The organism is Stenotrophomonas sp. TWI273, from assembly GCF_039674765.1.
Classification (GTDB): domain Bacteria; phylum Pseudomonadota; class Gammaproteobacteria; order Xanthomonadales; family Xanthomonadaceae; genus Stenotrophomonas.
Window position 1 is genome coordinate 90715 of record NZ_JBDJOA010000004.1, and the last position, 17606, is coordinate 108320.

A 17606-nucleotide genomic window follows, 5' to 3' on the forward strand; every position below is an offset into this window, starting at 1 on the left:
CCCTCAGCCCACAGCGGGTTTGGCTGTCATCAGGTAGAAGATCGCGAGAAACGAGAACAGGGCCGGCACGCCCAGCGCCGCCCACGTGCCGAGGTGTTGATCGTAGCGGAGGGGAAGCGGCTCGCCCCGGTCGGCGGCAGCACGGGCCAGATCGCGCAGGCGCATCTGCAGCCAGACCACGGGCAGCCAGCACAGGCCGGCAATCACATACAGCACGATCGACCAGTACAGCCACGGGGTGGTCAGCGCAATGCCCAGCCGGTGCGCCAGGTAGAGTCCACTCAATGGCTGGAACACGATGGTGGTGGCAGTGAAGAGCCAATCGGCCAGCACCACCAGCTCGGCCACGGCCGCCACCACCCGGGGGTCGCGGCGGCGACTGGCGAATAATAGATAGAACGCCGTGCCGACGCCGGTGCCGAATAGGAACGTCGACGACACGATGTGCAGCACTTTAACGACGACGTCCACGGGGTGGCTCCTCCAGACGCAGCAACAGGTAGATGAGCGCGGCCAGGGGCAGGTTCTTCACGATGGGCCCGTATGGATGCGCCCAGTAACCCGGCAGCCAGACGGTGATGACGACCGTGTAGAACGCAATCAGCGCCAACTGCAGGCGATAAGTGGCGCGCCGCCAGGCGCGTTTCCACATCGTCAGCCCCAGTACGACGTCCAGCGCCGCGGCGCCATGCAAGGCCAGCGGGGCGACAGTTGCCGGCACCTGCGCTTGGGCGAGGAGCGCCAGGCTTGCCGCCGTGGGATAGACGAAGGCCGACACCCAACCGGTTACCAGCCAGGTCACCGCATTGGCTGCGCGGGCCAACGGCAATGTGGCACGCAACAGGGCGCGCGTCCGAAGCTCGGGCGCCTGGTGGCGCGGCACGAAGTCGATGGGTGCGCGCAGGGGTCGCCCGAGCAGCGTCTGCCACGCACCGGAGGCCGCTGTGTTGCCGTGCGCGAGCATGGTCATGGTGTCTGCATCCAGTGCAATGCCAGGCATCCATCGGGTCAGTGCAGTGGCCAGGTCCATCCAGCGGGGCGCCACCGGAAACCACCGCAGACGATAACCCAATGCGTCGGCGAGGGTTGCCAGGTAGGCAGGCAGCGTCAGCGGTACCGGCCCCACTGCGGCAATCAGCGGTGGAGGGCAGGGGTGGTCCACCAATGCTATCAATCCGTCGACCAGGTCCTGCTGGTGGATGGGTTGGACGCGTGCGCCCCCGGGCGCCGGGAGAGGCAGCACGGGGAGCAGGGCCAATTGCAGGAACAGGCCTGTGCTGGCGCCTTTCGGCGCAAACACCAGCGAGGGACGCACGACAGTCACATCGCCGGGGAAGCGCAGCGCGCAGTGATCGCCGAGCGCCTTGCTGCGCCAGAAGCGGGTAGGGGCACCCGGGCCGGCGCCCAGCGCCGATATATGGATCAAGCGGGGCACGCCGGCGCGCGCTGCCTGTTCAAACAGGGTGCACGGGCCCTTGACATGGACATCGTCAAAACTCTGTCCATCGCGCTCGGAAAAAATGCCGGCCGCGTTGATCAGCACGTCCAGCGTACGCAGCAGACTCTGCAGCGCGTGGTCGCCGGGCGTTGAAAAATCGAAACGCAGCAGCCGAGCATGCTCATTCGGTCGGTCGCTGTCCGGGCTCCGCATCGCAAGGAAGACTTCATGCCCCTGCCGCACCAGTTCCTCACCCAGCGTGCTTCCGATCAGACCATTGGCGCCGATGATCAGAATCCTGCGCGGGGCTATCGCCCGGGTTGGCTGCGTCGCGCCTTGGTGGCGGGTAGTTGCGCCAGCCTTTGTTCCACCGTGCTGGTGTCGCTGCTCAGCCATGGCCGCCTCCGTGCGCCCGCGGCAGGGACCAACGCCACCAGCCACTGGCTCTGGCCCCGCAGCGCACACCGGCATGTCCAACCCGACATGCCCCATACATTGGTCGGCTACACCATCCACCACCTGTGCTCGGTGTTCTGGGCGTGCGGCTACGAGCTGCTGCGTGGACGGCGTCACGCGCCGGAGGCGGTGCTGGCAGCGGCCACGACCACCACGGCCGTGGCGTACTTGGTGGACTACAAGGTAGTGCCGGCTCGGCTTTCGCCCGGGTTCGAACGGCACCTGCGGCGCTCTGACCTTGTCTGGGTATATGCGCCGTTTGCCGCAGGCCTTGCACTTCCTGCGCTGTTGGCAAAGCGGAGCAGGCGGACACACCGCCGCTGAGAGGACCGTTCATGGTCCACCCTCCGGCGCCAGCCTGCGCAGGCCGGTCATTGCCGGGCCCTCCAGCAGCTCGCCGGTGGGGGCGAAACGGCTGCCATGGCATGGGCAGTCCCAGCTCTTGGCGGGGTCGTTCCACTGCACCAGGCATTTCATGTGCGGGCAGACCGGCGATAACGCGTGCAGTTGCCCTTGCGGATCGCGATAGATCGCCTGCCGCTGGCCGTCCTGTTCCACCAGCGCCCCGCATCCGCTATTTACCTCGTCGACAGGGGTGGGCATCTCCCGCTTGATGCGATCGCCGACCAAGTGCTTGATTACCGTGGCGTTGGTCCGGGCCCATCCCTTGGCCGACTTCATCGGCGTGATCCGCAATGGGCTGAGCAGTCGCGCGGCATCGCTGTGTACCCCGGTGATGCCCTCGGTGATGAGCTGTGCCGCCACGGCGCCCCATACCAGCCCATCGGCCTGGAAACCGGTCGCCACCCAGACGTTATCGTGCGCGCTGCCCCCGATGTAGGGCAGACCATCGGCTGGCTTGAACTGTTGCGCCGCCCAGGCAATGACGTCGCCGGTTACCTGGAAGCGCTCGCGGACATAGGCGTCAAGCCGTTGGGTTTCCTCCTGCTGGCGATGCTGCTCTCCGACCTGATGCTTGCCGCCCACGGCGATCAACCACTGCTCGCCTGTTGCCGCAACAGCCGCACGCAATGACCGCTCGCTGTCCTTGATCCAGTGGATGCCCGGGGCGGGCGGGTCAGCCACACGCACGGCGATACCGCATTCGCGGTACACCTCCATCTCGGCTTGGACCAGATTGAATCCTGCCGGGGAGTGGGTGGCCAGCACGATATGGCGCGCATGAATGCGGCCACCCGGGGTCATCACACATCCCTCGCCGGCGTCCACATCCACGGCCGGAGTCGATTCGAATACCGGAATCCGTCTGCCCAGGTGCGCGGCCAGCCCGAGACAGAACCGGTAGGGATCAAACTGCGCCTGCCCTTCGACCCGGAAACCGCTTGCCAAGGCGAAGGGCAGCCCGCCCCGGCTCGCAGACGGCGTCAGCCCGGCGCGCTGGTAGGCGAGCATTTCTTGCTCAACGCGCACCCGCAGGTCGTTGGCATCGTGTTCGATGCCATAGAACATCGGTACCCGGCCAAAGCCGCAGTCCAGCGCGAGCCTGCGCACGGCGCGCTCGATGGTGCGGATGCCACCGGCACGCAGGGCGCGCACCTGCCCGACGACGCCGCCACCCCACCGGGCACTGAGATCAGACATGTTGGACACAGCGGTGTAGAGGTTGCCCGTAGAGAGACCCGTATTGCGCCGGGCGATCTGCCCGGCGTCGATCAGGACCACGCGCTGCCCGGCATCGGACAGGTGCAGGGCGGTGAGAAGCCCGGTGATGCCGCCCCCTACGACTACGACATCGGTGTGAAGATCTGTCTCCAGAACGGGAAAAACCGGCGTGTCCGGCGACGGGGACGGGAGGGTCCAGATGCTGGTGTTCGTGTCGGCAAGGTGGCGCATGACAATCCCTTTGAGGTAGCAGAGAGGCAGGTGAACGACAGGTAGGTGTCCTAGCTGATTGCCCGCTCAAGAACGCCCAGCGCATCGCCGCGCACGATGCAGGTACCCGCTGGATCCAGCCGGGCCACGTGGACGCGCGTATGCGGGCGCGCAACCCGCGCAATGATCTCCATGATCTCCGTCGGCATGCGCATGCCCAAGATGACCTGCAGCACCGCGCCGGGCACCGGGATATGACGAGACTGGCTGAGCAGACGCCATTCGCGCTCATAGGCCCAGTGCGAGGTTTTGGTCGTGAGCGCACGCAGCGCCGCGTCGCCGCTGGCGGCCACGTCTATGGTCGGCAGGCGCCGGGTGTAACGCACCGGATGCAGTGGCAGCCGCTGCGGATCCAGTTCGAGGGCGATGGCGACGCCGGCAAACCGCCCCGCATACAGCGACCACATGCGCACGTCCTCGAAACGGTCAGTGAGACTGCAGATCCGGGTGGGCAGGTTGCGGTCCAGTTCGCGGGCGGTGCCGAACTGTGGGCGCTCCGCACCTTGCCCGACCATGCGCGCGAACTGTCCTTCAAAGGGATCATTCAGGGCTTCGTAGTGTTCGCAGTAAAGCCGCTCATTGACCACCACGTCCAGAAGGTGCGCGAGCTGCTCGACGGGCTTGAATTTGTAGAAGATCAAGGAGGACTCCCGGCGACCGGCCGGCGGCGCAGTACCTGCGTGTGGCCCGGCCGTGTGGTGTGGACACCTGACGCTGGTCCCGGAATCTGCGCCACAGGGGTGTGACAGCTCGTCAATAAAAGATGATCTGTCCGTGATCCGCAGTGAACGCGTGGATCGCCCAGCCATTGGCCGTCGCGTTGGCGTCAACAAGATGGCTCTGCGCGGTCACGTGTTCGCCACGAAGGATGCACGCGCGGTGGAAGAGCGGGGGCGCATGGTGAAGCTGCAGCCGGGGAGGGTCTTCGGCGCTTACGGAGTACGACATGGGACAGAACAACCAGAACGACCGCAACCAGCAGAACCAGCAGAACGAGCAGGAAGAGAACCAGCGCAATCAGCAGAATCAGCAGAACGAGCGCAACGATCAGAACCAGCAGAACCAGCAGGACCAGCAGGACCAGCGCAACGAGCGCGATGATCAGAACGAGCGCAATCAGCGCAATCAGCGCTGACGCCATCAGGGGCGAGCCGGAAGGCTCGCCCCTTCACCTTGTCGTCGAGGCATTTCGTGGACTTCTCGATCGATTCCCTGTTTGAGCACACCAAGGTGCTCTCGCTGTCTTCCCACACCGCGTCTGCCGGCCTTGTGTATGTGACCTCCCAGCCGATGGCCGGCGATGACGCGTACCGGTCCTCTCTGTGGTTCACGCCGTCGCCCGCTGCCTCGGCGCCCAGGATGCTTGCCACCACGGGCGGCGTGGGGTCGCCACAGCTCCGTGCGGACGGCAGGATGATTGCCTTTCTCAGCAAGCGGGGCGGGGCCCGGAAGCGACTGCCGCACGTACTGGCCACCGACGGTGGTGAGGCGCGCGCGGCCGGCAATGCGAAGGAGCTGAACGTTTCATCGTTGCTGCAATGGCATCCGGACGGGCGTCATCTGCTTGCGCTGGTGCGCCTTCCATACGCCGAGGACAGCGGCGACGACGTGGCACATCCAGCGCGACCGAACGTCATAACCCACGTCCCCTACAAGCGGGATGGGGCCGGATTCACAGTAGGCGCGCGCGCGCATCTGTTCTGCCTGGACATGGAGGGCAGCGAACCGCCGCACCCGCTGACATCGGGTGACATCGACGTGCGGGCCGGCGCGTGGTCGCCCGACGGCACGTGCCTGGCGTACACCGCAACCGCGTCCGGGTGCACCCGTCACCGCATCAACCTCTGGATGCTCGGCCCGGATGGCGTGCGGCAGCAGATAACCAACCGTTTCTCCACGATGAGCGGCCTGTGCTGGTCCCCCGATGGCCGCCAGCTTGCGTTCGCCGCCAACACGGTCGACGGGGATTCGGCGTCCTATCTGTATTGCTGGAGCCAGGCCGACGGCGTACAGGGGCCCTTGATCGCAGACAGCCTGGAGGGCGCGCAGATCGTCTGGCAACCCGACGGCCGGGCAGTGGCGTGCGTCATCAGCCGGTGTGGACTGTTTGAGGTCGCGGTCATTGATGTGGCCGACCGCAGCCACTCTCTGTTGCCCAACGACGACAGCCAGGTATCCCACCTGGGCGCCTGCGGCGATGCACTGGTGCTGGTGGCTGCCAGCTACACCTGCCTGGAAGAGGTGTATCTGAGCGCATGGGACCGCGATTCGCGCCGCCGCAAAGTGACCGCGCTCAACGCCGGGCTCTCTGCGCGCCTGCCCGTCACCTGCGCTCGCCGGTCCTTCAAGGTGCCCGATGGACGCGGCGCCACCGAGCAAGTGGACGCATGGCTGCTCGCGCCGAAGGCCAGGCGCGGTGATCCGCCGCCTCCGCTTCTGGTAGATCTGCATGGCGGCCCGCACAGCGTTGCCTTGATGGATTTTGCGGCCCATGTGTACCTTTACGCTGCCGTGGCCCGGGGCTGGATGGTGCTGGCGCCCAACCCGGTGGGGTCGGACGGATATGGGCAGGAGTTCGAGAAGCGGCTGATCGGGCGTTGGGGCGAACTGGACCTGCCGCAAGTGCAGGCCATGGTGGCTGAACTGCAGGCGGAAGGAACAGCGGGCAGTCCCGCTGCCTGCGCGGGGAAGTCCTACGGCGGCTTTCTGAGCGCGTGGGCGATCGGCCGCAGCACCATCTTTGCGGGCGCGGTGATCAGCGCCCCCGTGGCCAACATGCTCTCGCATGCCGGCACGTCCGACTCGGGCTACTACGTAACACCGTATGCCGTGGGGGCAGAAGCCGAGGAGAACCCGAAGCGCTACCAGGCGTTGTCCCCGGTCGCGACCATAGGTAATGCGAGCGGGCCTGTTCTGCTATTGAACGGCGCCGATGACCAGCGGTGTCCGGCGGGTCAGTGCGAGGAACTGATGACGCGGGTTGCGCGCTCGGGGCGGGTATCGGCCACCCTGGTGATCTATCCGGGGGGCAGCCATTCGCTCGCCGCCACGGGTCGCCCGTCGCATCGATGCGACTACCACCGGCGCATCGCAGACTTCCTGGACCGCCTGCGCTGAGCTCGTTCATTGCTCCAACTGTGGGGCCACGATCCGCACCAGACGATCCGTGCCTGTGCGCGCATCATCGTTGCGGCTTCGGCTGAAGCCGGTCCAGTCGCCCCGGCACACAAAACGCAGGTCCGCTTCGCCCGCGGGCACCAGCCGCATGGACCAGTACGGGAAGCGGCGCCCGCTGATCTGGCCCTGACCGAGTTCCATCATTTCGCAATGACTGGTGGAATCCAGAATTCTCGAATAGACCTTCCATAACGCGTCTTCCGGGCCCTCGATGTATTGCAGGAACCGGCTGCCATCGAACAGCAGCACGCCTGTGACATCTGCCTCCAGATTGAAGCGCTCGGCATCGCGCGTCAGAGCGTCGATGCGCTCGATACTCAGGCCTGGTATTGCTTGACTTGCATACGCCAACGCACGGATCGGCAAAACGGTGGCTCCCTGATCTCCTTGCTCAAATTTACCTTGCAGCGGCGTAAGAAACTGTCGTCGGCTGAAGCACTTTCTGAATGGGTCAGGACATTGATCTCAATTCGTGAGCCGCGGCACAGTCCGGTGACCGGTCACCTGCACGCTGCCCTGAAGCGGCCTACAACATACTGAAGGCAAGCCAAGCCAAGCACGAACCTATGCAGACCAACGATCCCATCTGTCGTGATGTAGTCGTTATTGGAGCCTCCGCCGGCGCAATGCCGGTGTTGACCCGGCTGTCGGCCACGTTGCCTGCCGATTTTCCGGCCATCCTGCTTGTCCGGCATATCGGACGTCACGCCAGCGTGCTGCCCGACCTGCTCGCCGGGCCTGGAAGGATGCGCGCCCGCCATGCGGCTACGGGAGACGCAATCGGCGCCGGGACCATCCTGGTGGCCCCCCCGGACCAGCACATGCTGGTGGCCGACGGCGTGATTCGATTGACCCGGGGGGCAAAGGAAAACCTGGCGCGCCCGGCCATTGACCCGCTGTTCCGCTCGGCGGCTGCCTGTTTCGGCCCACGGGTTGTGGGCGTGGTGTTGAGTGGCCACCTCGACGATGGCACAGCAGGGTTGCAGGCCATCAAGGCGTGTGGTGGGCTTGCCGTAGTGCAGGATCCCGCGGACGCGCAGGAACCGAGCATGCCCCGCAGCGCGTTGCGCCATGTCGCGGTGGACTGGACCACCACGGGCGAAGAACTGGCGGCCGTCCTGCAGCACGCGGTCCGCCAACCGATTGTTTCCGCGCCCGCGGTACCCGCCGCTGTGCGTCATGAGAACGACCTGATCATGGACATTGGCAACGACATGGGCCGACTGGACGCCATCGGCAGCACGACCAAGGTGAGTTGTCCGGCATGTGGTGGTGTGCTGTGGGGCATAGCCAACAGTGCCCCGCCGCGCTTCCGGTGCCATACCGGACACTCATTCACCTTGGACACGCTGAACCAGACGCAGGCCGCGCACACCGACGACACCCTGTGGCGCGCTTTGCGATCACTGCAGGAGCGTCAGCAGGTGGTCCGGATGCTGATCGACCTGCACGGCGAGATGGGCGAGGACGGGGCTAACCGTAGGCGGGATGAGCAGCGCATCACGACGGGTATCGAGCAGTTGCGTGCGCTGATCGACGTCGGCGTCGCATGACGCCTGGGATCTGGGCGATTACCCTCGACACAGCACGCGTAACCCGCTTCACCGTCACGCACCCGGGGCGATGTCAGCGGGAAAGATACGTTGCCAGCCGCAGCACCTTCGCGGCCTTTGCGTCCTGAAGCAGTCTCAGCGCGGTCGTCTTGTGGGCGCCCTTTCCCGCTACCGCCTCACGGATCACGACGGTGTCGTATTCGCGGGCGTTGCTGTCAAAGCAGGTGGCCGCCACGCAGCTTTCGGCGGCCATGCCGCACACCACCAGTTCATTCACCCCCAGCTTGGCCAGCAGCACCGTCAACGGCGTGGCCAGGAACGCAGAGTGCTTTGGCTTGAGGACGAAGTAGTCGCCCGGTACGGGCGCCAACGCTTTAGCAATCGCCGATGACGCCCCGTCCGTGGCCAGGCAGGCGGCCACCAACTCCCTGAAGTCCATCTGCCAGTTGGCGAAGTTGTCGTTGGCGTGGATCACCGGCTGGCCACGCTGGCGAAAGTGCCGGGCCAACCGCGCGATCTGCCGCGCGGCACGGAGCGCGTCCGGCTTCACCTGATCGGCGTCAGGAAAGTCGAACAAGGTGAACATGTCGATGATCAACAGGGCGGGGGACGGCGTGCTCATCGGCGCTGGCCGGTGCGTCAGTCACCGGTCTGGCTGTGGGGCGCAGCCAGCGGCTTGGATTGGGGGGAGTCCTTCTGGCGCAGGAAGATGGTCAGGATCACCAGCGACAGAACGGCCAGGAACTCGCTCTGCCAGTTCTGGAACGACTCGAACCAGAAGCCGCTGCTCCACAGGTGTTCCCAGCAGGTGGGCGGAGGCAGGCCGCGTGTCACCTGCTCATCCACCTCGGCCCGCCAGCTGCCAGCAAGATGCAGGACAAAGCTCATCAGGAACAACAGGCCGAAGGCGATGGCAAGGGAGTGGCCGTACAGCACTTTCCAGACGCCCCCTTTACGCACCGCCCACGGCACCGGACCGGGTTCTATCCGCTCCTGTTCCTGCGCATGCGACAACGGCCGTGATTCGGCCGACCCCTTCTGACGAAGGCTCACCGTAAGCAGAACATACATGCCCATCTGCAGGAATTCGCTTTCCCAGTTTTCGAAGGTCGCACTGATGAAGTGCCCGCTGTGCAGGTACTCCCACAGGTCCACGCCGGCCCGATGGGTTTCGGCAAGCTCTTCATTGTGGGCCAGGAAGCCCGTCCAGATCTGCCCGCCCAGGAAACAGAGCAGCAGACCGAACAGTACGATGGAGAGGCCGTTTCGTTTCCACATGAGATGCACCCTGGCGTGCGTGGGCTGGAGAGGATCGTCGTCGTCGTCCCGGACGGGTAAGTGAGCGGCACGGTCAGGTTCCGCTTAGGGTCATCCATCCCTATCCGGTGCTTTGCCCCAGGTGCCGGCCTGACCAAAGTTGGGCTGGGTCCGGCCGTCGCGTTGGGCCGTGCCATCGGGCTCACCTTCGCCAGCCTTGCCCCCTTTGCCGTGGCCATGCTGGTTATAGCCTGCGTTCTCTGCTGCACGCTCACCGCTGCCGTCCTGCCCATCTTCGGGTGAGGGCGGTTTGGCGGGAATGAAGGGCGATATCGGGTCACTCGCCGGAAAGGTCTCCTCCAACGCCTCGTCGTGATTGCGTCGGGTACTCGCCTCGCGGTCCTCTCGCTCGCCAGCCGTCTCGGTCTTTTCTGCTTCGCCCGGCAGCGGCGGGTCCTTCTGGTCGCGTTGCATGTGTGTTTCCTCGCGGTCGGCTCAGGCGGCCGCTGCTTCGGCGTTGCCGCCGGACTTGGCCAGCATGGTCAGCTTCTCGTCGGTCGCCTTCTCTTCTTCCAGGGTTTCCAGCAGCAATGGCAGGGCATCCTTGTAGCCCAGTTGCTTGGCCAGCGCGGCAATCGTGCCGTAGGACGCAATTTCGTAGTGCTCCACCTTCTGCGCGCCACCGATCAACGCGGCATCACGCACGGGGCCCTTCTCAATGCCATCAATGACCTCCTTGCCTTCTTCCACCAGGCCTTCCATCGCTGCGCATTTGATGCGCTTGAGGCGGATGCCCAGTACGTCCACCACGCGATCGATTCGCTCGATCTGCCCCTGGGTCTCCTCCAGATGCGTCTCAAACGCGGCGGCCAGGTCGGGGTTGGTGGACGCGCGCGCCAGCCGCGGCAGCGCCTTGGTCAACTGCTTTTCTGCGCTGTAGATGTCCGACAGCTCATGGATGAACAGGTCTTCGGCGGTCTTGATAGCCATTGCAATCTCCACAGTGGTTGGGGATGAACGATCAGCATGCGAGCGTAGGCGTTGATCTGGCGCGCATGCAGGGGTGAAACCTGGGTTTACACGTCAGCGAGCTGGTCCGTCTGGCCGGGCGGGGCGGGCATGCAGGCATCCTTCTTGGCCTTGAGCTGGGCGGCAGTGCTGGCCAGCGTTTCATAGCGCCGGCGGATTTCCTCCAGCCGCTCCTGGTCCATTTCTTCAAGGTTCAAGAGTTCGTTGTTGGCAGTGCTGGTGGCCCGGATCAGCTCGTCCAGCTTGATATGCAGGGCGGCAGTGTCGGCATTCTGGGTATGCTGGATGAGGAACACCATCAGGAACGTCACGATGGTGGTGCCGGTATTGATGACCAGCTGCCAGGTGTCGTTGAACTTGAACAACGGGCCGGTGCCGGCCCATACGATCACCACGCCCAGCGCGGCCACGAATGCACCCAGCGACCCGGACGCCTTGGACACTACGCATGCCACCCGGTTGAAAAAATGGCTTCCCACTGACACGACTCACCTGTAACGAATTGATGGGTCGAGCCTAGGAAGGCGGATGTCTGCGTGCCGTCACGCAGGCGCGAAGGGCTGCGTGAAAGGCGCGTTGGCGATCCGTCAATTGCCACATCGCACACGCGTTCTTGCTGTCAGGCTCACCCGCGCCTCGCGTCATCATGACAGCGGGGGTCGGATGCTCTTCGGACACCTTCCCATGTGGAGATCGAGATGAGCGACGACAGGAAGAATACCGGTGCGCCGGACCGCGACAGGATCAATCTCAACGAAGACTACGAGGTGCAGTACTGGGTGCAGACCTTGGGGATTACCCGCGACGAGCTGAAGGCCGCCGTGGAGGCCGTGGGGCCGACCGCCAACGCGGTCCGAGAGCACCTGCGCAAGTGACGGGCCCAGCGACGTGTCGCTGACCGAGTACCGGCGTAAGCGCAGCTTCGACAAAACGCGTGAGCCTGAGCCGGGTAAGCACCTGCCCGCCGGGCAACGCGCCATCTTCGTGGTGCAGCTGCATCATGCCAGCCGACGCCATTACGATTTCCGGCTGCAGGTCGGCGATGCGTTGAAGAGTTGGGCCGTGCCGAAAGGTCCGAGCTACAACCCCAAGGTCAAGCGCATGGCAGTGGAGGTTGAAGACCATCCACTGGACTATGCCGGGTTTGAAGGCGAGATTCCCAAGGGTGAATACGGTGGCGGGCACGTGGCGCAGTTCGACCACGGCGTGTGGTCCACGGGCGGCGACGCGGAGGTGCAGCTGGCCAAAGGCCACCTGCGGTTCGAGTTGTTCGGATCCAAGCTCAAGGGTGGCTGGCACCTGGTACGGTCAGGCAAGCCGGCGCGGCAGCCGCAATGGCTGTTGTTCAAAGACGAGGACGCCTACGCCAGTGACGTTGAAGCCGATGATCTGTTGGGCGACGTGGCGGCGGCGCCCGCGGACGACCTCAAGCGCGCGGGAGGCGGCAGGATCGCAAAGCGGCGCCTGACGACAGTAACGGTGGCAGCCCGCAAGCGGCGGGTGGACTGGGCCAGGAAAGCACTGCGGCTGAACAAGGCCCGGAAGGCCGCCGCGCCTGCCGGGCCGTTCCAGCCCCAGCTGGCCAAACTCGGTGAAAGCCCTCCGAAGGGCGGGCAGTGGGTGCATGAGATCAAATGGGACGGCTACCGGATTCTTGCGACGGTGGCAGAGTACGAGGTGCGGCTGTGGTCTCGCAACGCGCTGGAGTGGACCGGAAAGCTGCCGGAAATACACGATGCCATAGCGGCGCTGGGCCTGAGATCGGCCGCGCTCGACGGCGAGTTGATCGCCGGGCGCGGCACGAAAGAGGACTTCAATCTGCTGCAGGCAACTCTTTCCGGCGAGCGGCAGGGGGCGTTGTCCTACGCCCTGTTCGACCTGCTGCACATCAACGGCGTGGACATCAGCGAGGCCACCTTGCTTGAGCGCAAGGCACTGCTGGAAGAAGTCCTCAAGGACGCGCCGGCTCATCTCGCATTGAGCTCGCATATCGCCGGCGATGGCGAGGCCGCCTATCGCCTGGCAGGGGAACAGCATTTCGAAGGCATCATTTCCAAGCGCGCCGATCAGGGCTACCACGGCGGGCGAAGCGACGACTGGCGCAAGACCAAACAGCTGGCCAGTGACGAGTTCGCGGTGGTGGGGTACACCGCGCCAAAGGGCAGCCGCAGCGGCTTCGGCTCGCTGTTGCTGGCCAGGCCCGACCCGGACCACGGCTGGTTGTACGCAGGGCGGGTCGGCTCGGGCTTTTCAGACGCGTTGCTCGCCGAGCTGAGTGCGCTGATCGGCTCGGCAGGTGGCAGGACGCCCACGGCGCACGTGCCCACCACCGAGACGGACCTGCGTACAGCCGTCTGGTTCGAACCGCGGTTCGTGGTGGAGGTGTTCTACCGTGGTATCGGTGGCCAGCAGCTGCTGCGGCAGGCGTCGTTGAAGGCGGTGCGCCCCGACAAGGACGTGGCCGACCTGGCCAGTACCGATCACGCTGCCGTTCCCACGCCCAGCAGCGGTGCGCCGCGATCGGGCAGGGCAGCGAAAGGGCGTCCGGCGCGCGCCACCGTTTCCGCGCCGCCGCGCACGCCGCCCACCCTGTCCAGTCCGTCCAAAGTGATCTTTCCGGACATCAAGGCCACCAAGCAGGATGTGTGGAACTACTACAGCGCGGTGATGGACCATCTACTGCCGGAGGTCATCGGGCGACCGCTGTCGATCATCCGATGTCCGGCAGGCACGGGCAGGCCCTGTTTCTTCCAGAAGCACCATACCGCCGGGCTGTCCATGGTCAGCTCCGTGCGGCTGAAGGAAGACACGGGCGTCAATGCCCACTACCTGGTGGTGGAAGACGCCGCCAGCCTGCTGGAACTGGTGCAGTTCAATGCACTGGAGTTCCATCCGTGGGGCAGCCGTGCGGCCACGCCCGAACGTGCTGACCGCGTGGTGTTCGACCTGGACCCGGGTCCGGACGTGCCGTTCGCGGAGGTCAAGAAGGCGGCCGCCGATATCCGCAGACTGCTGCGGCAGCTGGAGCTGGAGTCATTCCTGCGGGTGTCCGGTGGCAAAGGGCTGCATGTGGTGGTGCCCTTGAACCCGGGGTGCGACTGGGACCTGACCAAGCGTTTCGCGCACGGCTTCGCCGATGCGCTGGCCACTGCCGAGCCAGATCGGTTTCTGGCCACCTCCAGCAAGCGCCTGCGCAACCGCCGCATTTTCGTCGATTACCTGCGTAACGGCCGCGGCGCCACCGCGGTTGCCTCCTATTCGCTACGGGGCAGGCCAGGTGCGCCGGTGGCCCTGCCGATTGCATGGAGCGAGCTGCCAAAATTGAAACGCGCCGACAGCTTCACCCTGTACGACGTGCCGGCGCGGCTGAAACGGCGTCGCAAGGACCCATGGGCGGGCATCGACAGCCTCCAACAGAATCTGGCCCGGTGGGCGCAGGACGACTGACCTGCACCGGGCATGGCAATGACTATCGGGAGAATGACCGTGCGCCACACCCTCTTCAGTGCCACCGCCGCACTCGCTCTGGCCGCCTGTGGAGGCGGCAATACCGACTCCAGCGTGCAGGCGCCTGGCGCGGACGCCAAACCCACCACCCAGGTGCTGGAGGCGGGCGCGGCGGTGCTGCAGGACCGGCCGCCGATCGAGGCGATCAACGCCTACCTGGATGGCTTCCATTTCTACAACGGTCACATGAAGGCGCAGATGGAGGCGCATCACTACTGCGCGATCCTCAATGAGGAGGTCATCCAATGCACGATCTACGATGGCAATGTGCGCGATGCCAAGTTAATGGGGGTGGAGTACATCATCAGCGCCGCGTTGTTCGCGGCGCTGCCCGAGCAGGAAAAAGCGCTCTGGCACAGCCACGTGCATGAGGTGAAGTCCGGGCAGCTGCTCGCACCTGGCATTCCCGAGCTGGCCGAACACGCGCTCATGCAGAAGCTGGTCGGCACCTACGGCAAGACGTGGCATACCTGGCATACCGACCTGGACAAGGACCTGCCGCGCGGAATGCCGCAGCTGATGATGGGCTTCACTGCCGACGGCCAGGCCGATCCGGCCATGGTGGCCGCGCGGGACAAGCGTCTGGGCATTGACAGCCAACAGCGCAAGGCACGTCGGGCAGACATATCGGCGCCGCCCGTCGCGCCCGGTGCCGATGCCTGGCAGAACGGCCGCGTCGTCCAGATCAATGACAGGACCGGGCACGCACACCCGCGTTCGGAGGGCAGCGGAGAGGCGGCGGCGCCCGGCAGCAACGCAACCTCGCAGCGCGACGCCGACACCCTGCGCTGAGCGGGCAGGGGACCGCGGGTGTCATCACGCATTGTCACGCGTTGCTCGCACGCCATTCTCGGGGGCTTGATCGGTGCCAACGGATGCTTTACACCAGTCAAAAATTCCGGGGCGTTCCTGATGAAGAGATTCTCACTGGGTGCTGCGTTGCTGTGTGCGCTGGTCGGCCCGGCCTGGGCACAACAAGGCGACGGAACCGACGCCCCGGCGCGGGTAAACACCTTCAAGCCTGCCAAGGTCGAGGCAACCGCCACGCGCCTGGCGGCGCTGAAGGTGCCGGCCGGCTTCAAGGTCACCGTTCTGGCCCGCGACCTGCAGAACCTGCGCATGCTGGTGGTGGCGCCGAACGGGAACATCTATGCCTCGCGGCGTGAGCAGGGCGATGTGCTGTTGCTCAAGGATGCCAATGAGGACGGCGTGCTGGACCAGTTGCCCCAGGCGGTGGCGCACCGGCCCGGCGTGCACGGCCTGGCCATCAACGCCGATCAGCTTTACATGGCCACCGCGACCGAGATATTCCGCGCGCCGATCCGGCCGGATGGAACGTTGGGTGCGGTCGAGCGGATCATCAACGATCTGCCCGACGGCGGCCAGCATCCCAACCGTACTCTGGCCTTCGGTCCGGACGGCATGCTGTACATCAGCGTGGGTTCCTCGTGCAATGCGTGCAACGAGACCAACCCCGAGCATGCCGCACTGCTGCGGGCCTCCCCGGACGGCAAGACCCGGACCATCTTCGCCAGTGGCCTGCGCAACATGCTGGGGTTTGCCTGGGATCCTGCCACGGGCGAGTTGTGGGGCATGGACCACGGCATCGACTTCCTCGGCGACGACGTGCAGCCGGAAGAACTCAATCACATCGTCAGGGGCCGGCAGTATGGGTGGCCGCACATCTGGGGCAGGGATGGCCAGAATCCGCAGAGCACGCCACCGGGCGGGATCAGCAAGGCGCAGTGGGCGGCCATGAGCGCGCCGATGGTGTCTGGCTACACGGCGCATGCTGCACCGATGCAGATGCTGTTCTACACCGGCAGCCAGTTCCCCGCCGACTACCACGGCGACGCATTCGTGACGATGCGGGGTTCCTGGAATCGCAAGCCAGCCTCGGGTTATGAGGTGGTGCGGATCCGTTTCCGGAACGGCCAACCGATCGCGTTCGAACCGTTCCTCACCGGCTTCCTGGTCGACGGCGGGCAGGCGCACATTGCTCGACCGGTGGGCCTGGCGCTGAGCCGGGGCGGCGCACTGCTGGTCGGCGACGACGCCAACGGCGCGTTGTATCGGGTGGGCTACACCGGCCGCCACAGCGGCACCGCAGCAGCGCCGGTCGCCGTACCGGTGGGCCCGTTGCAGAGGCAGCTCTCCCAGGGCAACAACGTGCCGCTGGTGCTGGAGCGCACGCCCAACGTGGCGACGCTCCGCGTGCGATCGCCGGCCTTTGCCGACGGGCAGCCGCTGCCATCACGCTTCAGTGCTTACCACGAGGGTGTGTCGCCGCCGCTTGAATGGGATCCCGTGCCCGGTGCAGTGTCCTACGTGGTGATTGCCGAGGACCCGGACGCGGCGGCGATCAAACCGTTCGTGCACTGGGTGGCCTGGAACATCCCTGGCACGGTGACCCGGCTGCCCGAAGGGCTGCAGGCACTACCGCGTCTCACCGAACCGGCAGGGCTGCTGCAGGGCGCCACCAGCCGGGGCGCGCCGGGCTACTACGGCCCCAGGCCGCCGGTGGGCGACCCACCGCACCACTATCATTTCCAGGTGCTCGCATTGGACACCACGCTCGCGGTGGATCCGGGTGCAAGCCGCGACGAGGTGCTCAAGGCGGCGCAACGGCACATCCGGGCGAAGGGAAGCGTGGTGGGAACCTACCAGCAGACGGACGCACCGCTGAAGTAGCGGGCTTCTGGTGTGTCAGCATCCATGGAGCGAACCGCGCAGGACGGTGGCCAGCGCGGCGTTCAATGCCAGTGGCGCATCATGTGCTGGAAGAACAGCGAATTGGGCACCTTCAAGAGGCAGTTTTTCGAGGCGGGGTTGCTGTCCTGCAAGGTGGTGTAGATCAGGTTGATATCCACCACCCGGCCACAGATGCCGGGTTTGTCGGCACTGTCGATCACCTCGATCTGGTCATACAGGCGGAACGGTTTGGTCGCGAAGATCAGGAAGGAGCAGAAGATGTTGGAGAGTACGCTCCAGGCAGCGAAAAACGCGACCGCGCCCACGGCGGCAAATCCCGTCAATGCGCTCCACAGCACCCGCGCCGACACGCCCAGCCGCTCCAGCGCAAGCAGCAACGCGGCGGCGTAGATCAACGTCGCGGCGATCCGCCGCGCGCCCACCGCGAACGCGGGCGGAAACTCCTAGCGGCTGGCCATCGTGCAGGCCGTGGCTGCGATGGAACGGACCAGCAGCCAGGCGATCATCCCAATCAGCAGCAACTCGCCGATCGGGACGACCACGTCCAGCCATTCGTCCAGCCAGGTTGGCAACGCGGACCGTGC

The 17606-nt window shown here is 65.5% G+C and carries 19 protein-coding genes and 1 pseudogene; 7 read left to right on the forward strand and 13 right to left on the reverse strand.

Going from position 1 to position 17606, the window contains the following annotated elements; genetic code table 11:
• Positions 1-3: 3 nt before the first annotated feature.
• From ABE571_RS06840 to ABE571_RS06860, 5 genes are all read right to left on the reverse strand, one after another.
• A complete protein-coding gene (locus ABE571_RS06840; RefSeq protein WP_346477625.1) occupies positions 4-471 on the reverse strand; it encodes a DUF2269 domain-containing protein in 468 nt (155 codons plus the stop codon).
• A complete protein-coding gene (locus ABE571_RS06845; protein ID WP_346493423.1) occupies positions 455-1834 on the reverse strand; it encodes an SDR family oxidoreductase in 1380 nt (459 codons plus the stop codon). Before ABE571_RS06845 ends, ABE571_RS06840 begins: the two co-directional genes overlap by 17 nt.
• A 393-nt stretch (positions 1835-2227) precedes the next feature.
• Positions 2228-3748 carry an FAD-dependent oxidoreductase gene (locus ABE571_RS06850; RefSeq protein WP_346477623.1) on the reverse strand — a complete coding sequence of 507 codons (1521 nt, stop codon included), beginning with the start codon at positions 3746-3748 and terminating at the stop codon, positions 2228-2230.
• 50 nt (positions 3749-3798) lie between these two features.
• On the reverse strand, positions 3799-4428 hold the full coding sequence (locus ABE571_RS06855; RefSeq protein ID WP_346477622.1) for a DUF2971 domain-containing protein: 630 nt from the start codon (positions 4426-4428) through the stop codon (positions 3799-3801).
• A 112-nt stretch (positions 4429-4540) separates the two neighbouring features.
• Positions 4541-4735: a hypothetical protein gene (locus ABE571_RS06860; RefSeq protein WP_346493424.1), complete on the reverse strand. Its 195-nt coding sequence runs from the start codon at positions 4733-4735 to the stop codon at positions 4541-4543.
• Here ABE571_RS06860 and ABE571_RS06865 point away from each other — a divergent pair.
• Together ABE571_RS06865 and ABE571_RS06870 are read left to right on the forward strand one after the other, a co-directional pair.
• A complete protein-coding gene (locus tag ABE571_RS06865) occupies positions 4734-4922 on the forward strand; it encodes a hypothetical protein (RefSeq protein ID WP_314401751.1) in 189 nt (62 codons plus the stop codon). The genes ABE571_RS06860 and ABE571_RS06865 overlap by 2 nt on opposite strands.
• A gap of 56 nt (positions 4923-4978) precedes the next feature.
• Positions 4979-6904, forward strand: a complete 1926-nt coding sequence (locus ABE571_RS06870; protein WP_346477620.1) for a prolyl oligopeptidase family serine peptidase — start codon at positions 4979-4981, stop codon at positions 6902-6904.
• A gap of 6 nt (positions 6905-6910) precedes the next feature.
• Here the strand turns inward: ABE571_RS06870 and ABE571_RS06875 are convergent, their stop codons facing one another.
• Entirely contained in the window at positions 6911-7330 is a 420-nt protein-coding gene (locus tag ABE571_RS06875; RefSeq protein ID WP_346477619.1) for a BLUF domain-containing protein, read from the reverse strand.
• Between the two features lie 200 nt (positions 7331-7530).
• On the opposite strand from ABE571_RS06875, the gene ABE571_RS06880 reads away from it, so the two are divergent.
• Entirely contained in the window at positions 7531-8517 is a 987-nt protein-coding gene (locus ABE571_RS06880; RefSeq protein WP_141056924.1) for a chemotaxis protein CheB, read from the forward strand.
• A 73-nt stretch (positions 8518-8590) separates the two neighbouring features.
• Here ABE571_RS06880 and ABE571_RS06885 read toward each other — a convergent pair whose 3' ends face one another.
• From ABE571_RS06885 to ABE571_RS06905, 5 genes are all read right to left on the reverse strand, one after another.
• Positions 8591-9139 (reverse strand): isochorismatase family cysteine hydrolase, encoded by a 549-nt coding sequence (locus ABE571_RS06885; RefSeq protein WP_346493425.1) that lies wholly within the window; start codon positions 9137-9139, stop codon positions 8591-8593.
• 17 nt (positions 9140-9156) lie between these two features.
• Positions 9157-9795 (reverse strand): DUF6766 family protein, encoded by a 639-nt coding sequence (locus ABE571_RS06890; RefSeq protein WP_346477695.1) that lies wholly within the window; start codon positions 9793-9795, stop codon positions 9157-9159.
• 90 nt (positions 9796-9885) lie between these two features.
• Positions 9886-10248, reverse strand: a complete 363-nt coding sequence (locus ABE571_RS06895; protein ID WP_346477699.1) for a hypothetical protein — start codon at positions 10246-10248, stop codon at positions 9886-9888.
• A gap of 21 nt (positions 10249-10269) precedes the next feature.
• Positions 10270-10764, reverse strand: coding sequence for a ferritin-like domain-containing protein (locus ABE571_RS06900; protein WP_314401761.1), 495 nt, complete (start codon positions 10762-10764; stop codon positions 10270-10272).
• Between the two features lie 86 nt (positions 10765-10850).
• The gene (locus tag ABE571_RS06905) at positions 10851-11282 is read right to left on the reverse strand and encodes a low affinity iron permease family protein (protein ID WP_346477618.1); all 432 of its coding nucleotides are present in this window, start codon (positions 11280-11282) and stop codon (positions 10851-10853) included.
• A gap of 219 nt (positions 11283-11501) precedes the next feature.
• Here ABE571_RS06905 and ABE571_RS06910 point away from each other — a divergent pair, with 219 nt between their 5' ends.
• From ABE571_RS06910 to ABE571_RS06925, 4 genes are all read left to right on the forward strand, one after another.
• On the forward strand, positions 11502-11678 hold the full coding sequence (locus tag ABE571_RS06910) for a DUF3606 domain-containing protein (protein ID WP_141056930.1): 177 nt from the start codon (positions 11502-11504) through the stop codon (positions 11676-11678).
• Between the two features lie 13 nt (positions 11679-11691).
• Complete coding sequence (gene ligD / locus ABE571_RS06915) at positions 11692-14250, forward strand: DNA ligase D (protein WP_346477617.1); 2559 nt, start codon at positions 11692-11694, stop codon at positions 14248-14250.
• 39 nt (positions 14251-14289) lie between these two features.
• Entirely contained in the window at positions 14290-15102 is an 813-nt protein-coding gene (locus ABE571_RS06920; RefSeq protein WP_346493426.1) for an OBAP family protein, read from the forward strand.
• A gap of 120 nt (positions 15103-15222) precedes the next feature.
• Complete coding sequence (locus tag ABE571_RS06925; protein ID WP_346493427.1) at positions 15223-17001, forward strand: YbhB/YbcL family Raf kinase inhibitor-like protein; 1779 nt, start codon at positions 15223-15225, stop codon at positions 16999-17001.
• A 62-nt stretch (positions 17002-17063) separates the two neighbouring features.
• On the opposite strand, the pseudogene ABE571_RS06930 reads toward ABE571_RS06925, so the two are convergent.
• Both ABE571_RS06930 and ABE571_RS06935 read right to left on the reverse strand, forming a co-directional pair.
• Positions 17064-17459: pseudogene (locus ABE571_RS06930) on the reverse strand (mechanosensitive ion channel domain-containing protein); the annotation flags it as partial.
• Between the two features lie 6 nt (positions 17460-17465).
• Entirely contained in the window at positions 17466-17594 is a 129-nt protein-coding gene (locus ABE571_RS06935; protein ID WP_346493428.1) for a hypothetical protein, read from the reverse strand.
• Positions 17595-17606 lie beyond the last annotated feature (12 nt).